Source organism: Gilliamella sp. X-57, from assembly GCF_057063565.1.
In genome coordinates this window covers 24,203-50,859 of the sequence record NZ_JBXSQI010000006.1, presented here as the reverse complement: position 1 = coordinate 50,859, position 26,657 = coordinate 24,203, and the positions used below count along the sequence as shown (strand labels likewise).

Below are 26,657 nucleotides of genomic sequence, written 5' to 3'. Positions count from 1 at the left end.
TTAGTACTCCTTATTGCTTTTAATTCTTTCTTCTATAATACCACCACCAAGGCAGACTTCATCCTTATAAAAGACAGCAGATTGGCCAGGTGTAACAGCTGTAACAGAATTATCAAACATAACTTTGATTTTGTCATCGCCTAATGGGATAACTTGGCAAGCGATATCTTGTTGGCGATAGCGCGTTTTTACGGTACAACTAAATGGTTTGGTCACTACTTTACGGTCCACCCAATGGAGTTGCTGAGCAATCAATCCATCAGAAAATAGCGCGGGATGATCATGACCTTGTGCCACAATCAGTTCGTTATTGGTAAGATCTTTGTCAACTACGTACCATGGTGTGTCATCGGCTTGTTTTAAGCCACCAATACCTAGCCCTTTACGTTGCCCTAATGTGTGATACATCAGACCTTGATGTTGACCGATGACTTTGCCATCAACAGTGCGAATATTACCTGATTGCGCTGGTAAATATCGCGCTAAAAAGTCACTAAATTTGCGCTCACCAATAAAACAGATGCCCGTTGAGTCTTTTTTAGCTGCGGTAGCTAAGCCAAGCTGTTGTGCAATTCTACGCACCTCTGGTTTTTCGAGTTCACCTACTGGAAACAAGCTTTGACTCACTTGTGCTTCACTTAAGGTATAAAGAAAGTAACTCTGATCTTTGTTAGTATCGATGCCACGTAATAATTCAACCTTGTCGCCTATTTGACGTTTACGGACATAATGCCCTGTGGCAATAAAGTCAGCTGCAAGATCTTCTGCTGCATATTCTAAAAAAGCTTTAAATTTAATTTCTTTATTACATAAAATATCAGGGTTTGGCGTTCGACCTGCTTTATATTCAGATAGAAAATGTTCAAATACATTATCCCAATATTCAGCTGCAAAATTTATAGTATGTAATTTAATATTCAATTTATCACACACTGCTTGCGCATCCGCTAAGTCTATAGCGGCTGAACAATATTCTTCTGTGTCGTCTTCTTCCCAATTTTTCATAAATAATCCAACAACTTCATATCCTTGTTGTTGTAATAAATAAGCCGAGACAGAAGAATCCACGCCACCAGACATACCGACAACGACTTTTTTTTGAGTTTTTATATTTGGCATAATGATTGTATTAATAGGTAAAATTAATAAAAAATTTGGAGCTAATTTTAGCATAACTACGGAAAAAAGCATAAAGTTATGCGGATAGCGATCGCTGTATTGATTTTTTATTTAAATTAACTTTACATTAAATTTATACTAAAACGCATAGTTTCCTGAAACTTTTTTACATTTTTTTAGTTTTGATTTTCGTGTAAAAAAACGAATTTTCGCAAGTTAAAACAGCTTTATCAGTCAAAACTGATAAAGCTGTTATTATTAAAGGTGAAATGGGGCTTAGTTAAGATCTTTTAAAAGATAAATAACAAGTCCAATAATTTTAAAGTTTTGTGATTCATTCTTCTCACCAATAATAGCTGGGTACTTAGGATTATCACAAAGTAATACCAAATTAACACCTTGATTTTGAATTCGTTTAATACAGATTTGATCTTCATATTCAACAGCATACAAATAGCCATCAATCGGTTTGTGATGGGCTTTATTGATAATTAGGATATCATGATTTGATATCGTGGGTTCCATGCTGTCGCCTTTTGCCCAAACCGCAGTTAAGTCTTCGTGATTGCAACCCAGATGTTTTATTAAGGTAATTTCGAACGGAATGGATTCTATTTGGGAATAAGATTTACTTGTTTCGTTCAATTGATGAAATGGAATATAAACTGAATTCCGGCCTCCAGATTCAGATAATAAGCGGCATTCTCCTTTGCCTGTCACTAACCACTCAATAGGTACATCACATTTTTGGGCAATAATGGCCAGTCTATTTAAGGCCGGATAGGTTTTGCCAGATAAGTAATCACGTATTACCGCTTCTGACATACCGACTTTTTTGGCGAAAGCATTTCCTGATGCACCTTCTAATACTAAGTTTAATCTATCCCTAAAATGAATTACCCCTGTCTCGGTTAATATGCGCGTTTTTTCAAATTCATCTTGTTTTTTTACATTGTTTTTAGTCATTTTTTATTCCGTTACTTGTATTCTTTTTGCTTTTGTTATTTTAATTCGTTTTTTTATGTGATATCCTTTGCTAGTGATTTCTTATATTTTAAGTATTGTAATACCGATAATCTTTACAATAGCAAGAGTTTAACTAATAGAGGATCTCATAATGAGAGAACAAGATCAAGACTGGACTCCATCTAGAGTCGTAGGTGAAATTAAAATCAGAGGCGGAAATTTAAGGGCATTATCGAGAGCCAGCGGCTTGCAGGCGGATACGTTGAGAAACGCATTGTATCGACATTGCCCTAAGTATGAGCGAATAATTTCTGATTATTTGCAAGTTCCTGCTGAGAAAATTTGGCCATCACGCTATCAGCCAAAAGCTAAAATTGAAATTAACTAGGAAAATGAAAAGACGCTAATAAGCGTCTTTTTATTATTGGTTATGTTTGTGATTTATTTTTTAGCTTGTTCAGCAGCTTTAACGATTGCGGCAAAAGCATCGGCTTTTAATGATGCTCCACCAACTAATGCGCCATCAATATCTGGCTGAGTAAATAGTTCGGCTGCATTTTTATCATTAACAGAACCACCATATTGAATGATCACTTGTTGTGCTACCTTTGCATCTTGTTTGGCAATATGATCGCGAATAAATTTGTGGACTGTTTGCGCCTGTGCTGGGGTTGCAGATTTACCAGTTCCAATAGCCCAAACTGGTTCATAAGCAATAATAGCACCGTTAAATGCTTGAACGCCAAGCGCTTTAATAACTGCATCAATTTGACGTGCGCAAACTGCTTGTGTTTGACCTGCTTCGTTTTCGGCTTCGGTTTCACCAATACATAATACAGGCACTAAATCCGCCTGTTTAATTACACCAAACTTTTTAGCAATAAATTCATCAGATTCTTTGTGATAAGTGCGACGTTCAGAATGACCAATGATAATGTGAGTTACGCCAACTTCTTTGAGCATATTGACTGATACTTCACCAGTAAAAGCACCCGATAAGTTAACTCCTACATCTTGTGCACCTAAAATAATATTAGACTTATCTAATTGATGTTTGACAAAGTCTAAATAAACAACTGGTGGGGCGATGGCTACATCGCATTGAGTATTGGTTGATAGCTCATTTTTTAGCTCTGCCACTAAGTTTTTTGCCATTTCAATACTACCATTGAGTTTCCAGTTACCCATAACGAGAGGTTTTCGCATAATTTTCTCCAACTTAAGATTTAAAAAGGTGTTGATTTCAGAATGAATTGGTTATAATACTATCTATTATACATCAAATAAATTGAGCTTGAGGAAAAATATGTCATTAGAAATATTAAATCAATTAGAAAGTCGAATCCAACATACAATTAATACTATCACTACATTACAACAAGAGATTGCTACTTTAAAGCAAGGTAATCAAGAGTTGGAGCAACTAATTAATGATAGTTCTGATGAAATGAAAGTGTTACGCGACGAAAACGAAAAACTAAAACAAGATCAGCAAGTATGGCAACAACGTATTCAAACTTTACTAAGCAAGATTGGTGAAATAACACAGTAATTGATTCGATTTTTTTAACGCGACTTAGGTCGCGTTTCTTTTATATTATATTCATCATAATGGCGAAGATTAAATCTAATGCGACAAAAGCTAAAATCACTCTGGCTGACCGAAACCATCCATTTAATTGAAACTGAGTCTGGACGATTTGCCGATCAAGACATTAACCGACAAGTAAGAGCAGAACAAATATCGCTTACAGATCGAATTGTGATGCGAGCAACCATGTTGTCTAAACAAAATGGGCTATATTCGGCGCAAAAAGTACTGCTGCGATCTGTTAAATTCTCTTTTGTGCTATTGTTGTTATTATCGGTGTTTTTGGGGAGCTCTTTAGCATTGGGGGCGTTAAGCCAAAATCCAATCAATTTGTATTGGGCACTTTTTAGCTTATTAGGTGTGCATTTTATTACATTATCTATTTGGTTTGGTTCGTTCTTATTTTTTGCTAATTTTGGTGGCAGTTTATTGATTCATTGTTGGTTATGGTTAGCTAAAAAACTCTCTCAAAAAAAGACAGTCCAGCAACTTATACCTGCGTTTGTTGAGCTGTTTGGATCGCGCATTCGTTGGTTTATCGGTTTTGTGCTTAATCTGTTTTGGACTGTGATCTTAAGCAGTTCGTTATTGGTGTTAGTTGTGCTATTTTCAACCAAGCATTATAGCTTTGAATGGCAAACAACGCTGCTTAGTTCTGATACTGTGATTGCTTTAACTCACTATTTAGGTTACTTACCGTCATTATTTGGTTTTGAAATTCCTAAGGACGAAGTCATAAAGCTAAGCGAACATGCGCTAAGCGCTGGTGAAGTACGTTCATCATGGGCTGTTTGGTTGCTTGGCGTGTTTATTGTCTATGGCTTGGTGGTACGATTTTTATGTATGGTATTTTGTGGTGTTAATTGGTTGGTTAGTTGCCGCCAAATTACGCTAAATACTGCACACCCTGATTATCAGATATTAGCAAATCAATTACAGCCACTGTTTGTTAAGATTGAGGATGCAGATAAATTTGGTAGTACCAGCAATCAATGGTATTTACCAATACATTCAATTGAAAACGGCGAGGGTGCATTTTTGGTTGCCATAGATGTGCAAGAAAGTTGGCATTATCCAGAATCTGTTTCATTTTTAGGTTTTTTAAATACTCGTGAGCAGCGTAGTAAGATTTTAGATTATTTACAATTGACACCAGCCAAAAAACTGTTAATAGCGATTGATACCGATAGATCGCCCGATCGGGGATTATTGAATTTTATTCATCAGTTGATTAATAAATCACAGCAAACTCGTATTTGGTTTATTAATCAAGGCAAACAGTATCATAATTGGCAATTGCTATCTTTTCAGTTAGCTCAACCTGATTGGCTAAGCGAGGACCTTTAATATGTTATCAACGTTAAAATTAGCAGTGGTGGGTCATGCTAATGTTGGCAAAACGTCGTTACTTCGTACTTTGATTCGTAACAGTCATTTTGGTCATGTGTCTGATAGCCCCGGTACTACAAGACATGTTGAATCAATAACATTGCCACTTGAACATAATAAATCGATTGTTTTTTATGATACCCCGGGGTTAGAAGACAGTTTAGCGCTTTATGATTATATTAACCAACTTGTTCCCGCTAATTCAAAACTTGATGGTATTGATAAATTAACATATTTTTTACAAAGTCCAGAATCCGAAAACGTATTTAATCAAGAAGCTAAAGTTATCAGGCAATTGTTAAATAGCGATGCAGCCATTTATGTCATTGATGCACGCGAGCCAGTATTGGCCAAGTATCACGATGAATTAGCTATTTTAGCCAATAGTGATAAACCCATATTAGCCGTTTTAAATTTTATCTCTGATAGTGATCAGAATGAAAAGGAATGGAAAAAGTTACTGTCACGCATTGGGATTCATGCTATCATACGCTTCGATGCTATATTTCCTCCCCTAGATGGTGAGGAGCGTTTATATCATAGCCTTGCTTTACTGGTTGAGCCAGCTAAAGAAATATTAGATAATTGGCTAGATAAAATCGCACAAATTCGCGAATCTCGCAATCAAACCGCAAATCAAATTATTGCTGAAACTCTTGTTGATGTCACGGCCTTTTACGAAATGGCTAAATTAAATGACAATCAAGCAATTACTGATATGCAAAATAAAGTCAGAAAGCGAGAACAAATAGCGATCAACGAATTACTAAAGTTGTATCAATTCGATTCAACTCAAGAGAGTGAAGAAAATTTGCCTTTAATCAAAGGCCGTTATAATGCTGACCTTTTTAATGTTGATGCATTAAAAACGATGGGTATCCATTTGACTAAAGGCTTTGTGTCTGGCGCAACGATAGGTGCAAGTATTGACTTAGCAACCGGAGGAATTTCGCTAGGCTCGGCTGCGTTAATTGGCGCAGCTGTGGGTAGTTTAATGCAAACTGCAAAACATTATGGTGCTAGAATGCGGTATCAGCTTTCTGGTTATAGTAAATTAAGTGTTGATGATGTTATTATTTGTTTTCTTTCTTTGCGATTAATTCGCCTAAAAGAAAGTCTAAATCATCGCAGCCATGCGGACATGAGTCCTGTTAAATTATCTAAATTAGATAAAAGTGAATGGGAAAAGGGAATATTACCTAAAAGCTTAAAGGTAGCAAGACGTTATTCGCATTGGTCGACTTTAAATAAAGGAATAAAAAGAAATGACAAAAAAAGACAATCGACTATTAGGGACGTTGCTGAGCAATTGCATTAATTTACAGCAACTTTTTTTAATAACTACGTTGATCTTTTCTATCCTTATGTTATTTGGTTGTAGTACTAGCCAAGGTCAAGTTGCTGTTAAGAGCAGTAAACCTAGCCCAACTATGTTAGCTAAAATAGAATCTCACTATAAAAAATGGCAAAATACGCCATATCGTTATGGAGGTACAACTTTAGCGGGTAGTGACTGTTCTGCTTTGGTAATGAACTTTTTCAAAAATAAACTTTCAAAAACTTTACCGAGAAGTGCTGCAGAGCAAGCTAAATTAGGTGTCAAGGTGAAGAAGCCTAAAGCAGGCGATTTGGTGTTCTTTAAAACCGGTCGTAGCCGTAGTGGTTTACATGTAGGTATTTACTATGCGGATGGTAAATTTTTGCATGCTTCAACGTCGAAAGGGGTTACCTATTCTAACTTAAATGAAAGCTACTGGAAGAAACATTACTGGATGACACGCCGTTTAACTGGTAGCTAACATTGAGATTTATCTAGTATTTAAATTAAAGCGTTCTTAATTTAATCGATTTAGAGCGCTTTAATTATTAGTTTATGATTTAAATCATCGCTTTATCTCTTAATTCACGCATTACATTTGCGACATAAAGCATTTCGCCCGGTGTGCCGAGTGATATACGACACCAATTGTTCGCAGGGGGAAAATCTCGACCGACTAATATAAATTTATGTTTCATTAATTCACGATAATCATTTAACTTGATAGGTACTTTATGAAACATAAAATTAGTTTCTGATTTAAGATAATGTAGTCCCAACTCTGACAATACTTTTTCCATAATCTCGCGTGACACATCAACCACTTTTTTGGAGTAGGTCAAATATTGAGTATCATTTATCGATGCTAACGCAGCACAAACACCACAATAGTTGAGTTTTTCACCTGCTACATACTGTGCTATATTTTTAATGTTTTCATCAGTACTTACAACGTAGCCTACACGTAAGCCAGCCATAGCATGAATTTTAGAAAATGTTTTAAGTAATACAATATTTTCATATCCTTGTGTAATAAATTTGTCTGCTGATTCAAAAGTAGGATCATTAACAAATTCAGCATATGCTTCGTCGAAAATAAAAATTGTGTTTTTAGGTTTACTTGATATCCATGATTCGATCTCATTAATGCCAAACACAGTCGAAGTTGGATTGTTGGGATTAACAAGATAAACAATAGAAAATCCTTGATAATCTTCAACCGCTTTTTTTAAGCCTGTGATATCAATTTTCCAATCGGATAAACATGGAACTTTGGTTATTTTTAAATTAAAAATTTTAGCAAAATGCTCGCCATCACCATAGGTAAGTTCTGGTATAACTAATTGCGTATTAGGTTTGACAAAAGCAGAAATAGTACTACGGATACCTTCTGATGATCCCGCTGTTAAAAGGATTTGCTTTTCATTAACATGGTGATGTTGCGCCAATGCTTTATTTAATAGTGGCATTTCAGCTTTTGCATATCTATTAGCTTTAGGAACAGCATCAATGGCAGCTTGCTTAGCACTTGGTGACATGCCTAGTGTATTTTCGTTAAAGTTAAGTCGAACAGGATTAGTAGCATCTGGCGTGACAACTTTATTCACCATGGGTAGTGAGAATGAGATCGTTTTTTGTACTTCTTGTGCATACGCTTTTGCTAGCAGTTGATTAACCGATAATCCGGCTATTGCTGCACTTGAAAATGTGATTAATTTTCTTCTACTGATATTTAAGTTAGACATCATGATTCACCTCATGTTTAATTGATCCTTATTGGGTCAATTATTAATTAAGCAAAAATAATACCAAGTTTTTAATGTTCAATAGAGAGCTTGATTTATGTGGTAGCAATGGCGAAAAATAGCAGATGATGTTGTTGCTATCAGTACATGTTGATTTGAATATGCACAATATTGGTGCTTTATTGCTCAAGAAAGTGTATAAAAAGGACCGTTATAAATAACAGTCCTTTGGAGGTTTTTGTCAATTACTGTGGGTAATTAATGTTAGCTATCCGCTGGTGTTTCGATATCTGAAAAGGTTGCCAGCATCTGCAAAAACTGATATTTAGAATCCACCATTTTGGTTGAACGCTCATGCAAGGTATTAGCAATTACAGGTTCAAGTGTTTCTAAACGGCGGAAACGCTGTTCTTTTAATAATATACCAGTTAATGACTCGCTGTTTGGCGCTTTTGAATCTAACACCAAAGCTGGCTTGCCTTCTGCCATACGGCGTGGGTCGTAACGATATAAAGGCCAGAATCCTGATTTAACTAAATCTTTCATCTGCTCATGTGATTTAGCAAGATCATAGCCATGTTCTTCACAAGGACTATAAGCAATAATGAGCGATGGTCCATCATATGCTTCAGCTTCTTGTAAGGCTTTAAGCGTTTGATTTAGTTGCGAACCTAACGCAATTTGTGCCACATATACATGTCCGTACATCATTACACTCACACCAAGATCTTTACGGGCTTTATGCTTGCCTAAATCAGCAAATTTTGATACGGCGCCCATTGGGGTGGCTTTTGATTGTTGACCTCCTGTATTAGAATAACACTGGGTGTCTAGCACCAATACATTTACGTTATCAGTTAAGCTCATGACATGATCAAGCCCACCAAATCCAATATCGTAAGCCCAACCATCACCGCCAATAGCCCAAACTGATTTATCAACCAAGTAGTTTGCATCTTGGATCAACTCTTGTGCTTGAGCTGAGTCTAGGTGAGCAAGCTGTTCACGTAATAACTCGATTTGTTGGCGTTTTTCAGCGATAGATGTCTCTGATGATTTTAATGCTATGACAATCTCGGGCGAAATGTCACCAGTAACAGAATCAAGTAAGCGCAATGCACGTTTTTTATGTTGATCATAAGTAATGCGATACCCTAAAGCAAATTCAGCATTATCTTCAAATAACGAATTTGCCCAAGCCGGTCCACGACCATCTCGATCAGTTGTGTAAGGTGACGATGGAAGATTACCACCATAAATTGATGAACAGCCTGTGGCATTCGCAATTGCTAAATGATCGCCATAAAGTTGTGTTAACAATTTAATATATGGTGTTTCACCACAACCAGCACAAGCACCTGAATATTCAAATAGCGGTGTAAGTAATTGCGATGTACGCACATCAATGCGTTCAAGCGTATTAATATCGCGATCTGGCAATGCCATAAAGTAGTCAAAATTGGTGCGCTGAGTATCAAGGTTGTCGATACGCGATTGCATGTTAATTGCTTTAATTGCAAAATTATTGCGATCACGAGCAGGGCAAACTTCGACACACAAATTACAGCCTGTACAATCTTCTGGTGCAACTTGCAACACATAGCGTTGACCTTTCATATCACGGGCTTTGACTTCAAGCGAGCTTAATGAGTCTGGTGCATTAGCCATATCATCGGGCGCAACAACTTTTGCACGAATGGCAGCATGTGGGCAAGCAACTGCACAGTGATTACACTGAGTACATAGTTCGGGTTGCCAAATAGGAATTTCTTCAGCAATGTTACGTTTTTCCCATTTGGTTGTGCCTATTGGCCATGTACCATCGGGTGGAAATGCTGATACTGGTAAGCTATCCCCCAAACCAGCTAACATAGCAGCAGTGACTGTTTTAACAAAATTAGGCGCGTTAGCTGGCACAATTGGAGGCATCATGGCACTACTTTGGTCAACACAACTAAGTGGAATTTGCTCAAGCGAAGCAATAGCCAAATCAAGTGCTTTCCAGTTATTTTCAACTAAATCTTGTCCTTTACTGCTATAACTTTTTGCAATGACTTCTTTTAATTGGGTAATATTAAAATCATTTTTAAAAATTCCAGCTAGGTGAAAAAACGCCGCCTGCATAACGGTATTAATTCTTGCCCCCAAATTACATTCACGAGCGATTTTTGCTGCATTAATGATATAAAAATGTGCTCGTTTTTGAATTAATTGCACTTGAACTTCTTTAGGAAGGCGGTGCCAAATTTCATCTTTGCTGTACGGCGTGTTAAGCAAAAAGATACCATCGTCTTTTAATTTATCAACAATTTGATATTTATCGATAAACTGGTCTTGGTGGCAGCCAATAAAATGGGCACTGGTAATTAAATAAGGGGAATCAATTGGCTCTAGGCTAACTCGTAAGTGCGAAGTAGTCAAACCACCTGCTTTTTTAGAGTCATAAACAAAATACCCTTGTACATAAAAAGGCGAACTATCACCGATAATTTTAATATTATTTTTGGTTGCCGACACTGTGCCATCACTACCAAGTCCATAAAATAGGGCTTCAAGAGCGGATTTTTGTGGAATAGATTGTTCGGGTAGCGGTAAAGAGAGCCCAGTTATATCATCATAAATACCAACGGTAAATCGTGGCTTAGGTTTATCTAATACCAGTTCGGTAAAAATGGCAAGTACACAACGAGGATCAAACTCTTTAGACGATAACCCATAACGCCCACCTACAATGATCGGCATGCTGGTACGTTCGCCGCGCGATAAGCTTTCAGCAAATGCAGTTATAATATCTAAATAAAGTGGCTCGGCTTGAGCGCCTGGCTCTTTGGTTCTATCAAGAACAGCAATTTTATTCACAGTACTTGGAATAATCTCTAGCAAATGATTGGCAGAAAAAGGGCGGAATAATCTAACTGTTACCACACCGACTCTTTCGTTTTGTTTAAGTAATACATCAACCACTTCTTTGGTAGTGCTTGCCCCCGATCCCATCACCACAATAATGCGCTCGGCATCACTCGCACCATAATATTCAAAAGGTTGATACTTTCTGCCAGTTTCTATTGCAAAAGCGTCCATAGCATCAACAACATGTTGATAGACATTATCATAATAGGTATTTATTGCTTCACGGCATTGAAAGTAGGTATCTGGATTAGCTGATGTACCGCGTGTTACTGGGTTATCAGGTGTTAAAGCACGCGAGCGATAGGCTTTAATGGCTTCGTGTGGTAATAAGTTACGGATTTGGTCATCGCTAATTGGATAGATTTTATTAACTTCGTGTGACGTTCTAAATCCATCAAAAAAGTGAATAAAAGGTACGCGACTATTAAAGCTGGCCATTTGCGAAATTAAGGCAAAATCCTGCGCCTCTTGCACAGAACTTGAACAAAGTATAGCAAACCCCGTTTGCCTAACTGCCATAACATCAGAATGATCACCAAAAATTGAAAGGGCATGCGTTGCAACAGTACGAGCAGCAACATGCAAAACAAAAGGAGTCAGTTCACCGGCTATTTTATACAGCGATGGGATCATTAAAAGTAAACCTTGTGACGAAGTAAACGAAGTTGCTAGTCCACCTGTCATTAATGCACCATGAACAGTCGCAATTGCACCAGCTTCGGACTGCATTTCAATCACTCTTGGCGTATCACCAAATACATTTGGCCTGTTAAATTCAGCCCACGTCCCTGCCTGTTCGGCCATTGTTGAACTTGGAGTAATTGGGTAAATAGCAATAACTTCGTTTGCACGATAAGCGACGGATGACACCGCGCTGTTAGCGTCTGATATGATCATTAAAAAACCTTTTATTTTAAAGTATTACGACATCACTTTGTTATAATATTTTCTGCTATTGTACCAAAAAGTCAGATTGCTTTGAGCTATTTTTATATTAAATTTTTGAGTAAAATCGTTGGAATTGTAAGCTAAAGGATAGACGAATGATAAAGATATAAAAAATAAAACAATGATATATCGGTAATTAAACTATGGGGCATTATTTAAATCGATAAAACTTGAAATAGTCTAAATAGATATTATTCAACTTGTTTAAAGTTGAATAATATCTCAAATAGAATACTCACTACTTAATAATAACACGTTCACTTGATGTAGCGTGCTTAATTTCACCTAATAACCACGCTTTTTCACCATGGTTATTTAGTAAGTTAATTGCTTTATCGGCTGATTGTTTAGGTAATGCGATAATTAAACCGACACCACAGTTGAAAGTTCGGTACATTTCGTGACGACTAACATTGCCAGCTTGTTGTAGCCAATCAAATATGGCTGGCCATTGCCAACTTGATTCATTGATGACTGCTTGAGTATTGTCAGGTAAAACACGCGGAATGTTTTCCCAAAATCCGCCACCTGTAATATGGGCAATGGCGTGCACCTCAACTTGAGCGATAAGATCAAGGACAGACTTGACATAGATCTTAGTGGGTGCAAGTAGGTGATCAGCAAGTGGTATGCCGTCTAATTGTTCGGTTATTGGGTTTACACCACTGACTTCGATAATTTTACGCACTAATGAATAGCCATTAGAATGAGCGCCACTTGAAGCTAATGCAATTAATGCGTCACCGTTTTGCACTTTACTGCCATCAATCATTTTAGATTTTTCAACGACGCCAACGCAAAATCCAGCTAAATCATAATCATTATTATGGTACATACCCGGCATTTCGGCCGTTTCACCACCCACTAAAGCGCACCCTGATTGTTTACATCCCTCGGCAATGCCAGTAACTACAGCCGTTGCAACATCAACATTAAGTTTGCCTGTAGCATAATAATCAAGGAAAAATAAAGGTTCGGCACCTTGCACAATCAAATCGTTAACACACATGGCTACTAAATCAATACCAATTGATTCATGACGGTTTAAATCCATTGCAAGGCGTAATTTAGTCCCTACACCATCAGTGCCAGATACTAATATCGGCTCTTTGTATTTTTGAGGAATAGCACATAGTGCACCAAAGCCGCCTAGTCCACCCATAACCTCTGGTCGTGTTGTTTCTTTAACGACAGATTTGATGCGATCAACAAGTTCATTGCCAGCATCAATATCGACACCAGCATCTTTGTAACTGAGAGATTTATTATTTGACACAGCAAGCAATCCTTACAATAGAAAGTAGATGATTATTTTAGCAAGGATGGAATTTAATGGCGATTAATTATTGATAAAATAACCAATTTATTAAAAATTGCTAATTATTTTCAAACCAACTTTCTAAAATAATGATGGCTGAAGTTGCATCTACATGACCTTTTTCTAATGCACGATAACCACGAGAAGCAAAAATGTGGGATTTTGCTTCAACGGTTGATAACCGTTCATCTTGTAAATGAACTTGATAACCAAACATGCCATGTAAACGATTGGCAAATTTACGCGCTCTTGCTGTCAGCGGTTGTTCGCTGCCATCCATATTTAACGGTAATCCCACTACTAAAAAGTCAGGTTTCCACTCATTTAAAACTTTTTCGATAGCTTGCCAATTAGGAATACCATCGCGAGCTTTAAACGAGCACAAAGGATTGGCGGTTTTAGTAATATCTTGACCAATAGCTGCTCCAATACTTGCCGTGCCAAAATCAAATGCAATAATGGTTGCCATAGGTTATGCATTACCCATTTGGTGTGAGATAGTGTTCATATTGACGCCAAGCGATTCAGCGGCTTTTTGCCAACGCTCCTCAATAGCGACTTCATAGATAATTTGGGGAGCAGCATCGGCAACTAACCAATCATTGCGGGCAATTTCGTCTTCTAGTTGCAATGATTGCCAACTTGAGTAACCTAATGCTAAAAAGATATCTTGAGGTTGCTGGGGAGAACCAATTGATTTAAGCGCATCAATCGAAGTGCTAATCATCACATCATCCGAAATCTGAATGCTTGAAGCAAATCCTTGCTGGGGGGTATGTAAAATAAATCCTTGCTCTTCGGCAATTGGTCCACCACAAAATACAGGATACTCTAATTCAGCACAACTTGTTGGCGAAGTAATTTCTAATCGTGTAAGGACGGTTGCTACGTTAAGTTCCATAATTGGTTTATTTATTATAATGCCCATGGCGCCATCGCGATTATGTTCACAAATATAAATAACCGAATGGCTAAACAACGAGTCATCAAGTGTTGGCATAGCAATAATAAAATGATCTTTTAAATTCATAGGTTCACGTTTCGGTAAATTTTATAAAGCACATTTGCCAATTTTTACGTTGTGTTCAACATGACAGCGCATTAATAATTCAGGTTCATTGGTTTCTTCATTGATCGATTCTGAAACAATATCAAAATTCTGAGCAAGATAAAAATCAATCGCTGCACTATTTTTTTTATAAACATGCACTAACAATTCATTGTGGCGTTGTTTTGCCTTGTTAACTAATGCGTGACCGATTCCTTGCCGACGGTGATCTTGATCAACAAACAGTCCTGAAATATAGTTTTCGGTTAAACCAATAAATCCTTGTACGCCGTTAAGATCTTGCACGTATAAAGTGGACATTGGAATTAGCATTTTTACTAAATCGTAATTTTGTTTAAAAAATTCTGGATTGATAAATTCATGAGCTTGCAAATTACCTTGCAACCATATTGCCATTACGCTGTTTAAATCTTCGGGCTTATATTCTCTAATCATTGCTTAACTCTTTTTATTTAATCGATGTTCAATTGCGTCCATTAACATACCGGTGATTGACAGATCGGGATTGGCGGCTTCAATTTCGCGAATGCAAGTTGGGCTGGTAACGTTAATTTCAGTTAACTTATCACCAATAATATCAAGTCCTACAAATAGTAGACCTTTTTCTTTTAAAACTGGCGCGATGCTTTTAGCAATGTGCCAATCACTTTCGCTTAATGCCCTCACTTCACCATGCCCTCCTGCTGCAAGATTGCCGCGAGTTTCACCTTTCTGTGGGATTCGTGCTAAACAATAAGGTACAGGCTCGCCATCGACGACTAAAACACGTTTATCGCCGTCTTTAATCGCAGGAATAAAGTTTTGAGCCATGCAATAACGAGTGTTATGTTCGGTTAAGGTTTCAATAATCACTGAAACATTAGGATCGTCTTGTTTGATTCTAAATATAGATGAGCCACCCATACCGTCAAGAGGTTTTAAAATGATATCATGATGTGTTTGGTGGAATGCTTTAATATGCTGAGTTTGACGAGTAACCAGTGTCTGAGGGGTAAACTCGGCAAACCATGCAGTAAAGAGCTTTTCGTTACAATCGCGCAAACTTTGTGGCTTATTCACTACTAATACACCTTTGGCTTCTGCACGCTCTAAAATATAAGTAGCATAAATATATTCAGTATCAAAAGGGGGATCTTTACGCATTAAAATAACATCAAGGTTAGTTAATGGTATGCTCTGTTCTTCGCTTACATCAAACCAATGATGATTATCGTTATAAACTGTTAATGTGCGTGTTGTTGCATAAGCTTCGCCATTTCGTAAGAAGAGATCATTCATCTCCATATAAAAAAGTTGATATCCACGTTTTTGTGCTTCATGTAGCATGGCAAAACTGGAATCTTTTTTAATTTTGATATGACTAATGGGATCCATTACAATGCCCAGTTTTATCATGATGACTCCTTACTGATGTTATCTTGTTTAATTGGATTTTATACTAAAACGTTGATATTTTCTGAAACTTCTTAACAGATGTTTTATGGTCATACTCAACGCGGTGCTTTGTGATATCATACTCGCTACAAGCGCAGTTGCAAAGTAATCATTACTTATCATCTGTATTTTGATGTATTTATCCAAGATCACCTAAATGCACTTGCAAAGCCGTTATTGCTGTTAGTGCTGCCGTTTCGGTACGCAAAACGCGTGGGCCGAGCAAAATATCGGTAAACTGATAATTATGTGTCATGCTAATTTCATTAGCGGACAACCCGCCTTCTGGTCCAATCAGCAAATGGATTTGCGTATGTTCATTGCAGAGCTGTTTTATACCATGTTTTGCTTTAGGATGTAAATTAAGCTTTAATCCAGTAGTTAAGTTAGCACACCAACTTTCTAATTTCATGACAGGTTTAATCTCAGGGATTATGTTGCGACCACACTGTTCACAGGCAGAAATAACGATTTTTTGCCATTGTTGAACTTTTTTTTCTAGCCTGCTTTCATCAAGCTTGACACCACAACGTTCAGAAAGTAGGGGAGTAATACTACTGACACCCAATTCAACCGATTTTTGAATAGTAAATTCCATTTTTTCACCACGAGAAATAACTTGCCCTAAATGAATTTCTAATGGCGATTCACGATTATCCAAAATTCTTGTTGCTGTTTTTACCGTAACTGATTTTTTATTGATTTCCTGTATAACAGCAGGAATAATATGGTTTGAACCATCAAATAGAATAATATTTTCACCTACTTTCATGCGTAATACGCGAATAAGATGGTTAAATGCATTATCGTCTAAAGTAATAACGCTATTTTGTTCAATAGTAAAAGGCTGAAAAATTCGAGTCATAATTACATATATATTATATTATTTGCAATAAATTATAGCGTAATTTATCAAGATTCGGTAATCTCTATTTACTGTAACTAGGCTTTTGGAATCAGGTATGAACACATATAGCAAAGATAGAGTATTAATTGAAGGATTAACGGTTTTAACCACCATTGGTGTATATGATTGGGAAAAGACCATTAAGCAAAAGTTAATTCTCGATCTTGAAATGGCATGGGATAACCAACCAGCTGGAGAAAGTGATAATGTTTCTCTTTGTTTAGATTATTTTAAAGTTAGTCAAAGCATCACACAATTTATTGAATCCTCGACATTTGAACTTATTGAATGTGTAGCAGAAAAAGTTGCTGAAATGATTATTAAACAATTTGCTGTTAATTGGCTTAAAGTTAAAGTATCTAAACCAAATGCGATAGTTAATGCTCAAAATGTTGCCGTAGTCATTGAACGGACGGCCAATTGTTAAACTAACTCGTTGTAAAAAAGATTGTAACGATGACAAAGCAAAAGCAAGATTTAACGCCTAAAAAAATGCATCATACAGCTAAAGGACTTCGGCACCATGGATCTTTTAAAATTAAAATAGGTGAGTTTTTGCGTTGGCGTTTAGCGCGTAAAGTGTTACCGCCTAAAGTAGGTTATCAAACCTTTAATCAGACATGGTTTGAACCAATAGACTTTAGCTTATCAGGCGATAGGGTTTGGTGGATTGGTCATTCAACAACCTTAATTCGTTTAGGTGGCAAAATGATATTGACCGATCCTATCTTTTCTAAACGGGCTTCACCCTCACAATTAATTGGGCCCAAACGCCGAACACCGCCAGCGCTAAACATCGATCAACTACCACAAATAGATTTTATCGTGATTTCACATAATCATTATGATCACCTTGATTATCACAGTATACGCCAATTACTTGTGCGTTTTCCTCATATTGTGATGATGGTTCCTCTTGGTTTAAAGCGAACATTATTAAGATGGGGGGCCAAGTATGTTAATGAACTAGATTGGTGGGATCGGGTAACTGTTGATGGGCTTAGTTTTTCGGCAACACCTGCTATACACTGGAGCAATCGTGGGTTATTGGATGTAAATAAGGCATTGTGGTGTGGTTGGATGATTCAATCTAATAGTGATAATCAAAATCAATTAATAACAGTCTATTTTATGGGGGATACATGTTATTCTTCTGAACTAAAAGCAATTGCCCAGCGTTTCCCTTCAATTGATTTGGCACTAATTCCCATTGGTGCTTATGCGCCACGTTGGTATATGCAATCACAGCATATCGATCCAAAACAAGCTGTACAATTGTATGATGAATTACAATGCCTTTCAGCCGTTGCTATCCATTGGGGGGCATTTGAACTTGCAGACGAATCGTTAGATGAACCCCCTAAATTATTAAGTGAACTTCGAGAAGCGCGCACTTTTCATCTTGTAAAAATAGGCGGTTCTTTAGCTATCAATCGCATCAATTCTAGATTAAAATAATCTAAATAAAAACAAACGTAATACGGTTAATTTTTTATACGTTTGCCAAAAAAAGGAGAAAGAAATGAAAGCGGTAGTTATTGGATTATCTTGTTTAATGTTTAGCTTAACGTTAGTCGGATGTGGAGGAAAAAACGACAAAGGCAAAACCTACCATTGGTCAAAAGCTCACGGAGTTTTAGAAGATTGTCGTGGCGTTATGAATAAATCACAACAATGTGAAGCTAATTCAAACAATCAACAATATCTATTTAAAATCGATAAATACTAATATGAGCGCATGGCTTCTTTATGCTTTGCTTTCCGCTATTACTGCGGCATGTGTTGCTATTTTAGGAAAAATTGGCTTACAGCATCTTGATGCCAACACGGCAACAGCCATCCGCGCTATTGTGATGGCTATTTTTTTAGTTGGTGTGGTTGCTATTCAAGGTAAACTTAACCTTATCAATACCTTTTTTAATGATAAAAAGGCATTACTCATTATTGTATTGAGCGGTATTGCTGGCGCGCTATCTTGGCTATTTTATTTTATGGCGATCAAAGAAGGCAAGGTGTCGCAAGTTGCACCAATCGACAAGTTAAGTGTGGTTTTTGCTGTTGTGTTTGCCGCTGTTTTATTTGGTGAAAAGATCTCGTTGTTAGCTGGCGTTGGTGTCGCTATGATTGCAGTTGGTGCGATATTAGTGGCGTTATTTTAATCATGCGCCAATTTGTTGCTATAGCTAAATTGTAGGAAAACGCCAAGTTGTTTACACTTCATGGCTAAAATAATCCTCTAAAAACGCATAAGGCGTTTTCCCTGAAATCGCTTTATGCGGTTTAACGGTATTATAAAAGTTAATAAATCGCTTAAATTTTTGTTGCCTATCTTTTTCGCTGAATATTTGCTGATTATGCCATATCGCAATTCAAAGTTCGTATCACTCTTTCCACTTTGCCATTCGTTTGTGGGTAAGTTGGTTTGGTAAATTTTTGATTGATATTATAGTGTATTACCTGTTTTAACAAATAGGTGTTCACTTGTGCCTTGATATTCACGATCATTATCGGAATAAATACATTAAATGGTATATTATTCTTTATCAATAAAATTTATTAACTCATTAAATTTAAAATAATTTCACGCTGAAACGGTATAGAATCCTGAATATTTTTAACAAAAATTGTGCTTTTTTTAATAAAGAAATACCTTGTTTTATTGCTAACTATGTTATAACTATAAGAAATTTAAAGATTAATTGGTAGAATAAAAAAAGCGCCATATTCTCTATCTTATTTTTAATATTAATTTAATAAAAACAATGTGTTATAAAATCATTGTTATTTTAAGAATAATTAAAAAAGTTGGTAGAAATTTAAACTAAAATATTTTAATTATAAAACAAAATGTTATAATTGGTCTGTTCCCTATGCACATAGGGATAAACCGTGATGTCGAGCATATTGAGCCGTACGGGTTCACTGTTCCCTATGCACATAGGGATAAACCGCAATTAAATCAGAACAGAAATTATCAGTCATTCTGTTCCCTATGCACATAGGGATAAACCGGAACTATTATTGATGATGTTCAAACAGGAGAACTGTTCCCTATGCACATAGGGATAAACCGACGCTAAAGCATCAATTGATAGCGTAATGAGTCTGTTCCCTATGCACATAGGGATAAACCGCACGAATGATGTTGAGGCAACTTCTTTGGGATAAATATTTAGAGTATAAAGAATGGAATGGCAACACATTTTCAAACAAAAAATGACGGAGGTAAATGTTTTTTTAATTCGACGGGAGGCAAGTAGCCTAACGAAGAATGTAATCGTTTCTGATTATACCAATAGGCATAAGCCGAAAAATCGCGTTATAACTCAGCTGTTGAGTTGAAACGTTGGCCTTTTACAAACTCGGTTTTAATTGTTTTAAATGCCGCCTCCGCTACCGCATTGTCATGTTAGGGAATTCGCTATAATTCCCTAACTCAGACTGGTCACTATAGCTATTTTGAACATCTAAGCTGTACATGCCCGAAACCACTACACCCAATCCATTCCACCAATCTAAACAAAAGCCTCAATATTAGGCAAAAAATTGTCAGGAAATATATTGATTTCATTTTATTTTTTGCTTATTAATAATATTTCAATCTATTAAGGCATTTCATAAAACTTAATCAAAGTCACTCCTAAATAATTTTCGCCCAAAAATCCCCCAAAAAAACTAGCCAAGCTTTTTTAAAACGGTTATACTTTCACCGATTTTTAAAAATCAGCTTATTTAATAAGCAAATGGATATAAAAAATCGAAATAAAACATAAATTTACTTGACGGGTGAACAGTAATGCATTATCATTTTAGACACCAGACACCAGCACTGGCAAACCTATGTTTTAAATTTATCAAATAGATGCATCAGATGCGTTTTTCCTCTTGCCTCGTTTATATTCTCGAAGTTATTTCTCAAATCACTATCAAAATTATCCCGAAAAGTCCTGTTGGCATTGTTATTATTGTCATGTTTATGGCATTTGCCAGCATTGGCAGGTCAAAATGGTCGAGGGGATAATCGTAGTGATGCCATAATACTACCATCGTTACAATGGGGAGAGCTCAAGTATGTAAGACCTATTCTTGAAGACCACGGACCAACCAGGTATACTATCCCTGGTATATGGGATCCAGATTATGGAGCCTTAGTCCAATCAACCAATCCGGCATCATATGCGCTAAATTTTCCAACTACAGGAGCTGATGGGCTTTATTTTTATTTACTCATGGTTGGAGAGGTCGATGAATTGATATGGGAGTCATCCCCGCATGAGGGGATCATCACCATATTGTTGGAAAGAGTAACAAAAATACGATGCTTAGAGATCGAATTTGATGTGTGTAGAGGTATAAATAGAAGCATGTCTTTTCTTAAGGTTACGCTAAAAGGTCCAGAGGCAAACTCTCAAAAGCAAAATCCGTACCCAAGTCGAATTGCTGTGCCAAGGTTACCACAGACCTTTGAGATAATAGGTAGAGATAGCGGGGGGAACGAGGTAATTAAATATGGGTTTGTCCTGCAGAAGTGGTTTGTGATCCGTGATGATTATAAATATGTACCGGGGAAAGGGTGGGGGGGGACCTTTCAAGAGCAAGAAGCTTGGTGTCCTAGCTTGGGGTATCGTTTGCCACAGGTCAAAGACCTGACCAATGCAGTCTGTATTGATCGGGGTGATGGTAAGGATTCTACCAACCCCTACTTTGAGTGTCCAGGTAGTAAGTTCGGTGCCATGCCGTCGTCACCTTATAATGGTGTCCAGCGCCGAATAGGGGCTGGATTTGTAACTGAGTGGGGATGGCCGGTGTATTATATTGATGATCTCTACCCCGCTATGTGGATTTGGACGAGTGATTGGGCGGGGGATAGTGACCACGTGTACGGAACGGACCTGTCCGGTGGACCTGTGATGAGAGATTGGAAAGGCAACTATAGAAATACTGTTTGCGTTACTCCTTAGTCTTTATTTGTTAATCTGCAGGAACACGCCGATATTCCTACTGGTTAAAGGAACAAGAAAGTTCAAGCGAGCTTTCTTTAGATCGCTATAAATGGCCTAGCGACTGACCATAAAGCGGTTAGCCAAATCAGTTGCGGTTATTTTTCTTTATGATATAGACGTCATATTTCTTGTCTATGATAAGGCGTTAATGTTGTTTTTTTATGTATATTCATTACTATATTTTCTCAAATTACTGAAAACAACGCGAGGAATTCCTATAGCTAACTATTAGACACATAATAGTTAGCTATAGTTTACATCACAACTTACTTAAGTAACTGATTAAACAGTTCAACGGTCACCATTTCGCCTTTGTTGACATGACCACGATCTTGTTCAAGCACAATAAAACAGTTAGCTTGGTTAAATGACTGCGTAATATGAGAACCTTGTTGACCGGTTGTTGTTACTTCTAACTCACCTTGTTCATTAATTTGTAATATTCCTCTTTGAAAATCTAATCGCCCGATTCTTTTTTTGACGCTAGTTGCAATTTTTACTTTGAAAGATAAATCGATTGATGTGAGTTGTTGTCCTGAAAGCACTAAAATTAGTGGTTGTACCAATTGATAAAACGTCACTAAAGTTGAAACGGGATTACCAGGTAAACCACAAAATAGCGCATTGCCAATTTTGCCAAAGGCGAAAGGCTTGCCTGGTTTCATTGCAATTTTCCAAAAATTAATTTGTCCTAATGTTTCAAGTGCTGTTTTGGTATAATCGGCATCCCCCACCGAAACACCACCACTGGTTATCACTAAATCCGCTTGGTTAGATGCGGTTATTAGCGCTTGTTTGATTTGGGTTGGATCATCAGGAATAATACCGAGATCAATTATTTCGCAGTTAAGTTTGGCCAATAATAATTTTAGTGTAAAGCGGTTGCTGTCATAAATAGCGCCATTGCCAGATAATGGCTGACCAATTGGCGTTAACTCATCACCAGTTGATAAGATAGCAACTTTTAACTTTTTAAAGACAACAAGATCACTAATGCCGAATGTTGCAAGTGTCGATAGTGTTGGTATCGTTAATTTAGTCCCTTTGTTGACTGTGATCGCACCTTTTTTAACATCTTCACCTATACGACGAATATTATCGCCAGCTTTTATGTTACCTAAAAGGGCAATCCCCAAATCAGATTTTTCAGTCTGCTCTTGCATAACAACGGCATCAGCATCATTAGGCACAGGCGCACCTGTCATAATACGCAAACAAGTACCTTTTGGCCAATTAAGATTGCTTATATCATCGCCCGCAAAAATCGCCCCTGCTTGTGGTAACAAGGTTGATTGTTTAAGATCCGCTAATCGAATCGCATAACCATCCATCGCAGAATTATCGAACCGTGGCACATTAATCGGTGAAATCACATTCTCAGCAGTGATTCGATCTAGCGCATCAAATAGTCCGACTTTTTCGCTAGTGAGTGATTTTACGGTTGATACGCTTTGTAGTACTTGCTGTTTGGCTTGTTGAAAAGTGAGTAACATAACAGTGGACTGTCCTTATATTTACCAATCTATTATTGGATCAGTTGACAAGAAGTTTCAGGTAACACTACGTTTAAGTAAAAAATAAATTTTATATCAATATTAATTAGTTATTATGAACATCAATATAACAACGTCGCCAAAAGGCGACGTAAAATAATCAGCTATACATTAAATAAGAAGTTCATAATATCGCCATCTTGCACGATATAATCTTTACCTTCAGCGCGCATTTTGCCTGCTTCTTTAGCGCCTTGTTCGCCACCGTATTTAATAAAATCATCAAAAGCAATGGTTTGAGCACGAATAAAGCCTTTTTCGAAATCGGTATGAATTTTTCCTGCTGCTTGTGGTGCGGTATCGCCAACCGAAATTGTCCACGCGCGAACTTCTTTAACACCTGCGGTAAAATAAGTTTGCAGGTTAAGTAAGCTGTATCCAGCGCGAATCACCCGATTTAAGCCAGGTTCGGTTAAGCCTAAATCTTGCATAAACTCATCACGATCGGCATCATCCAGTTCGGCAAGCTCTGCTTCAATTGCCGCACAAACAGGGACTACCACAGCTTTTTCTTGTTCAGCTATCGCTTTGACTTTATCTAAATAAGGATTGTTTTCAAAACCATCTTCATTCACATTAGCGATATACATAGTTGGTTTTAAAGTTAAAAAGCTCAAGTACTTAATTGCATCAAGTTCTTCTTTACTTAAATTCAGTAACAATAACTTTTTACCTTGTTCTAAGTGTGGTAAACACTTTTCAAGGATTTCTAACTCAAATTTAGCGTCTTTATCGCCACCTTTAGCGCGTTTTTGCAGGCGTGTTATTGCACGTTCGCAAGCTTCAAGGTCGGATAGGGCAAGTTCGGTGTTAATAATTTCGATATCTTCAGCAGGATCTATTTTGCCTGCGACGTGAATAATATTGTCGTTTTCAAAGCAACGCACAACATGACCGATCGCTTCGGTTTCGCGAATGTTAGCCAAAAATTGATTTCCTAAACCTTCACCTTTTGATGCGCCTTTAACTAAACCAGCAATATCAACAAATTCCATGGTGGTTGGCAACGTGCGCTGAGGTTTGACAATTTTAGCCAGTTCATCTAAACGTGGATCGGGCATTGGTACAACCCCAGTGTTTGGCTCGATAGTACAAAATGGAAAGTTAGCTGCCTCAATACCTGCTTTGGTTAGTGCGTTAAAAAGCGTTGACTTCCCTACATTGGGTAGTCCGACAATCCCACATTTAAATCCCATACTGTTTGTTACCTTTTGTCATAAAATGTCTTAAAAATAAGGGGCGATTATATACTAAATTGTGCTATTTGTGCCAATATTCTTATCGATAGATCAACCAATAAATGTCAGAATTACTCACGTTATTTACAGTAATTTGAGAAACGACTGTAATGAATATCCATAAAACAGTATCCCAGACAATAGATAAAGTGTTTAAATTATAAAGAAAATAATTGTCACCGATTTGGCTAAACGTTTTATGGTTAGGCATCCAACCATTTATCAAACCGAAAGACCTTATAAGACATTAAATAACAAGACGCCCATTGCATATAAAACACGAAAGCAGGTGGCGTTATTTTTTAGGTGATTTGTGTGCTCAGATGGGGGGTAGTTACATAACTATTCATTTTTTAAGTTATATTTTTGTAAAAAATATTCAGGATTCTATACCGTTTGGTGATTAATTAAGACTTCACGTATCCCATTTATTAAAACGTGTGATAACCCTATTAATAATCAAAATTCATAAATTTGACAGCCAACGAACAAATGAGAAAAAGATAGGTACTTTAATGATGTGATGGTTACGTTTTAAGTTATATTTTTTGTAAAAAATATTCAGGATTCTATACCGTTTGGTACTTAATTGAGCATTTGCGGTTTCTCATTTGTTAAAATGTATATTCACCTAATATCAATTAAAAATTCACAAAACCTAGCATTTTTCAAATGAATGGGTAAGTGGTAAGCGAGATACCGACTTTAATGATGATGTGGCATAATCAGCAAATTGTTAGCGGTTCAAACGAAAGAAAGAAAAAGTTTGAGCGATTTTTTGCAAAACGCCTTATGAGTTTTTAGATGATTATGTTAATCATGAAGTGTAACAGCTAGACGTTTTGCTACACATTAAACAGATTGGCAATAATCATCTTACTTGTACTCAGTTATGGCTTGCCATAAATCGTTGTTAAAAATTTTGGTTATAAATGTTTTTTATAAGCACTGTTTAGCGGTTTCATTATTGCTCTGCATTTAAACCAATTTGGTAAAGTTGGTTTTTTTTCAGTCCATAGATCTCAGCAGTGATAGCGGCTGCTTTTTTGAGTGGTAGCTCTTTTTGTAATAATTTAAGCGTACTAATTACCTTTTGGTCGATATCATTCTCTGTTTTTGCATGGCCTTCAACGATCAGCACAAATTCACCTTTTTGTCTGTTAGTATCTTCATTTAACCATTCAATTAACTGGCTAACGGTAAAACTGACAATAGTCTCCCACGTTTTGGTCAGTTCTTTAGCTAATACAATGTGTTTATTAGCGCCAAAAATAGTTTGCATATCACTAAGCGAGTCTAGTAGACGGTGTGTTGATTCATAAAAAATCATTGTTCGTGGTTCGTCTAGTAATTTTATAAGGCAATCTTGGCGGGCTTTGCTTTTAGCCGGCAAAAATCCTTCATAAGTAAACTTATCTGAGGGGAGTCCAGCAACTGATAAAGCAGCTATTGCAGCGCAGGCACCAGGGACAGGGACAACGTTTATTCCATTGTCTCGACAGGCTTTAACTAGATGATAACCCGGATCATTAATTAACGGCGTACCGGCATCTGAAATCAAAGCAATTGATAAGCCTGATTTAAGTTTTTCGATCAAAAAATTGGCTTTGTCGTGTTCATTATGGTCATGCAAGGCAAATAACTTTGCTTTAATACCAAGATGTTGTAAAAGTAATCCGCTGTGGCGAGTATCTTCAGCCGCAATCAGATCGACACTTTTAAGTGTATTGATGGCTCTGAGCGTAATATCATCTAAGTTTCCAATAGGGGTGGCAACAATATATAAAGTCATTATTTTAAATCACATTAAATTTTTATAGAAATACGGTAAAGATACTGTACGAAAGCCTATTTTATTGTATATACTCACTACTTTCAAAATAAATCCGACAAAGCCAAATAAATAGTTAATCAATAGCTGCAAAAAATAGCTCGCTTGTAGCAAAATTGCTCATGTACAGATTTAGCTTATATTTTGATTAACAATGGATTAACATAGATTAACAAATAGTGGCATTATGCTAACATAAATTGAATGCCAGCGGTTATAAATCACCAAATTTTGGATGAATTTATTGATTTAAGCTATAAGTCATTAATATAATAGCTTTTTGCTATAAAACCGCTAAAATGTGCTAATAAAACGGTA

General features: G+C 36.8%; 25 protein-coding genes and 1 CRISPR repeat array. Of the genes, 10 read left to right on the top strand and 15 right to left on the bottom strand.

Translation table 11 applies throughout. From position 1 onward, the window contains the following. Both mnmA and ACYIAL_RS04265 read right to left on the bottom strand, forming a co-directional pair. On the bottom strand, positions 1-1,119 hold the full coding sequence (gene mnmA, locus ACYIAL_RS04270) for a tRNA 2-thiouridine(34) synthase MnmA (RefSeq protein ID WP_483751070.1): 1,119 nt from the start codon (positions 1,117-1,119) through the stop codon (positions 1-3). 276 nt (positions 1,120-1,395) lie between these two features. Continuing rightward, on the bottom strand, positions 1,396-2,085 hold the full coding sequence (locus ACYIAL_RS04265) for a LexA family transcriptional regulator (RefSeq protein WP_174796343.1): 690 nt from the start codon (positions 2,083-2,085) through the stop codon (positions 1,396-1,398). 151 nt (positions 2,086-2,236) lie between these two features. Here ACYIAL_RS04265 and ACYIAL_RS04260 point away from each other — a divergent pair, with 151 nt between their 5' ends. After that, a complete protein-coding gene (locus tag ACYIAL_RS04260; RefSeq protein WP_065637466.1) occupies positions 2,237-2,473 on the top strand; it encodes a helix-turn-helix domain-containing protein in 237 nt (78 codons plus the stop codon). Between the two features lie 53 nt (positions 2,474-2,526). Here ACYIAL_RS04260 and tpiA read toward each other — a convergent pair whose 3' ends face one another. Then, positions 2,527-3,291, bottom strand: coding sequence for a triose-phosphate isomerase (tpiA, locus tag ACYIAL_RS04255; RefSeq protein WP_483751069.1), 765 nt, complete (start codon positions 3,289-3,291; stop codon positions 2,527-2,529). 100 nt (positions 3,292-3,391) lie between these two features. Here tpiA and zapB point away from each other — a divergent pair, with 100 nt between their 5' ends. The 4 genes from zapB to ACYIAL_RS04235 all read left to right on the top strand — a co-directional run bounded on the left by zapB (position 3,392) and on the right by ACYIAL_RS04235 (position 6,864). Beyond that, positions 3,392-3,637, top strand: a complete 246-nt coding sequence (zapB, locus tag ACYIAL_RS04250; RefSeq protein WP_160431283.1) for a cell division protein ZapB — start codon at positions 3,392-3,394, stop codon at positions 3,635-3,637. A 78-nt stretch (positions 3,638-3,715) separates the two neighbouring features. Further along, positions 3,716-5,023 (top strand): DUF2868 domain-containing protein, encoded by a 1,308-nt coding sequence (locus tag ACYIAL_RS04245; RefSeq protein ID WP_483751068.1) that lies wholly within the window; start codon positions 3,716-3,718, stop codon positions 5,021-5,023. Between the two features lies 1 nt (position 5,024). Next, positions 5,025-6,383, top strand: a complete 1,359-nt coding sequence (locus ACYIAL_RS04240; RefSeq protein WP_174796346.1) for a DUF3482 domain-containing protein — start codon at positions 5,025-5,027, stop codon at positions 6,381-6,383. Continuing rightward, positions 6,331-6,864: a C40 family peptidase gene (locus ACYIAL_RS04235; protein WP_174796347.1), complete on the top strand. Its 534-nt coding sequence runs from the start codon at positions 6,331-6,333 to the stop codon at positions 6,862-6,864. Before ACYIAL_RS04240 ends, ACYIAL_RS04235 begins: the two co-directional genes overlap by 53 nt. A 79-nt stretch (positions 6,865-6,943) precedes the next feature. Here the strand turns inward: ACYIAL_RS04235 and ACYIAL_RS04230 are convergent, their stop codons facing one another. The 8 genes from ACYIAL_RS04230 to rsmE form a co-directional block, all read right to left on the bottom strand. Then, positions 6,944-8,128 carry a pyridoxal phosphate-dependent aminotransferase gene (locus ACYIAL_RS04230; RefSeq protein ID WP_483751067.1) on the bottom strand — a complete coding sequence of 395 codons (1,185 nt, stop codon included), beginning with the start codon at positions 8,126-8,128 and terminating at the stop codon, positions 6,944-6,946. A gap of 264 nt (positions 8,129-8,392) precedes the next feature. After that, a complete protein-coding gene (gene nifJ, locus ACYIAL_RS04225; protein ID WP_483751066.1) occupies positions 8,393-11,935 on the bottom strand; it encodes a pyruvate:ferredoxin (flavodoxin) oxidoreductase in 3,543 nt (1,180 codons plus the stop codon). Positions 11,936-12,224: 289 nt separating this feature from the next. After that, positions 12,225-13,262, bottom strand: a complete 1,038-nt coding sequence (gene purM / locus ACYIAL_RS04220; RefSeq protein WP_483751065.1) for a phosphoribosylformylglycinamidine cyclo-ligase — start codon at positions 13,260-13,262, stop codon at positions 12,225-12,227. A 100-nt stretch (positions 13,263-13,362) separates the two neighbouring features. Beyond that, entirely contained in the window at positions 13,363-13,773 is a 411-nt protein-coding gene (gene ruvX, locus ACYIAL_RS04215) for a Holliday junction resolvase RuvX (protein WP_174796351.1), read from the bottom strand. Between the two features lie 3 nt (positions 13,774-13,776). Further along, on the bottom strand, positions 13,777-14,334 hold the full coding sequence (locus tag ACYIAL_RS04210) for a YqgE/AlgH family protein (RefSeq protein WP_174796352.1): 558 nt from the start codon (positions 14,332-14,334) through the stop codon (positions 13,777-13,779). Positions 14,335-14,355: 21 nt separating this feature from the next. Then, positions 14,356-14,808 (bottom strand): GNAT family N-acetyltransferase, encoded by a 453-nt coding sequence (locus ACYIAL_RS04205; RefSeq protein ID WP_065637849.1) that lies wholly within the window; start codon positions 14,806-14,808, stop codon positions 14,356-14,358. Between the two features lie 3 nt (positions 14,809-14,811). Next, entirely contained in the window at positions 14,812-15,768 is a 957-nt protein-coding gene (gene gshB / locus ACYIAL_RS04200) for a glutathione synthase (RefSeq protein WP_483751064.1), read from the bottom strand. A gap of 178 nt (positions 15,769-15,946) precedes the next feature. Further along, a complete protein-coding gene (gene rsmE, locus ACYIAL_RS04195) occupies positions 15,947-16,672 on the bottom strand; it encodes a 16S rRNA (uracil(1498)-N(3))-methyltransferase (RefSeq protein ID WP_174796354.1) in 726 nt (241 codons plus the stop codon). Between the two features lie 97 nt (positions 16,673-16,769). Here rsmE and folB point away from each other — a divergent pair, with 97 nt between their 5' ends. The 4 genes from folB (at position 16,770) to ACYIAL_RS04175 (ending at position 18,873) form a co-directional block, all read left to right on the top strand. After that, entirely contained in the window at positions 16,770-17,141 is a 372-nt protein-coding gene (folB, locus tag ACYIAL_RS04190; RefSeq protein WP_483751063.1) for a dihydroneopterin aldolase, read from the top strand. A 29-nt stretch (positions 17,142-17,170) separates the two neighbouring features. After that, the gene (locus ACYIAL_RS04185) at positions 17,171-18,172 is read left to right on the top strand and encodes an MBL fold metallo-hydrolase (protein WP_483751062.1); all 1,002 of its coding nucleotides are present in this window, start codon (positions 17,171-17,173) and stop codon (positions 18,170-18,172) included. Positions 18,173-18,236: 64 nt separating this feature from the next. Continuing rightward, a complete protein-coding gene (locus ACYIAL_RS04180; RefSeq protein ID WP_174796357.1) occupies positions 18,237-18,443 on the top strand; it encodes a hypothetical protein in 207 nt (68 codons plus the stop codon). Position 18,444: 1 nt separating this feature from the next. Continuing rightward, a complete protein-coding gene (locus ACYIAL_RS04175; RefSeq protein WP_483751061.1) occupies positions 18,445-18,873 on the top strand; it encodes an EamA family transporter in 429 nt (142 codons plus the stop codon). Between the two features lie 51 nt (positions 18,874-18,924). Here ACYIAL_RS04175 and ACYIAL_RS04170 read toward each other — a convergent pair whose 3' ends face one another. Next, positions 18,925-19,077 (bottom strand): integrase core domain-containing protein, encoded by a 153-nt coding sequence (locus ACYIAL_RS04170; RefSeq protein WP_194240589.1) that lies wholly within the window; start codon positions 19,075-19,077, stop codon positions 18,925-18,927. A 498-nt stretch (positions 19,078-19,575) separates the two neighbouring features. Further along, a CRISPR array of direct repeats spans positions 19,576-19,848; the repeat unit is 29 nt; unit sequence CTGTTCCCTATGCACATAGGGATAAACCG. Between the two features lie 831 nt (positions 19,849-20,679). On the opposite strand from ACYIAL_RS04170, the gene ACYIAL_RS04165 reads away from it, so the two are divergent. After that, positions 20,680-21,675, top strand: a complete 996-nt coding sequence (locus ACYIAL_RS04165; RefSeq protein WP_483751060.1) for a hypothetical protein — start codon at positions 20,680-20,682, stop codon at positions 21,673-21,675. Positions 21,676-21,983: 308 nt separating this feature from the next. Here the strand turns inward: ACYIAL_RS04165 and moeA are convergent, their stop codons facing one another. The 3 genes from moeA to rsmI all read right to left on the bottom strand — a co-directional run bounded on the left by moeA (position 21,984) and on the right by rsmI (position 26,300). Continuing rightward, positions 21,984-23,210, bottom strand: a complete 1,227-nt coding sequence (moeA, locus tag ACYIAL_RS04160) for a molybdopterin molybdotransferase MoeA (protein WP_483751059.1) — start codon at positions 23,208-23,210, stop codon at positions 21,984-21,986. A 164-nt stretch (positions 23,211-23,374) separates the two neighbouring features. Beyond that, positions 23,375-24,466, bottom strand: coding sequence for a redox-regulated ATPase YchF (gene ychF / locus ACYIAL_RS04155; protein ID WP_160431299.1), 1,092 nt, complete (start codon positions 24,464-24,466; stop codon positions 23,375-23,377). Positions 24,467-25,472: 1,006 nt separating this feature from the next. Continuing rightward, entirely contained in the window at positions 25,473-26,300 is an 828-nt protein-coding gene (gene rsmI, locus ACYIAL_RS04150) for a 16S rRNA (cytidine(1402)-2'-O)-methyltransferase (RefSeq protein WP_483751058.1), read from the bottom strand. Positions 26,301-26,657 lie beyond the last annotated feature (357 nt).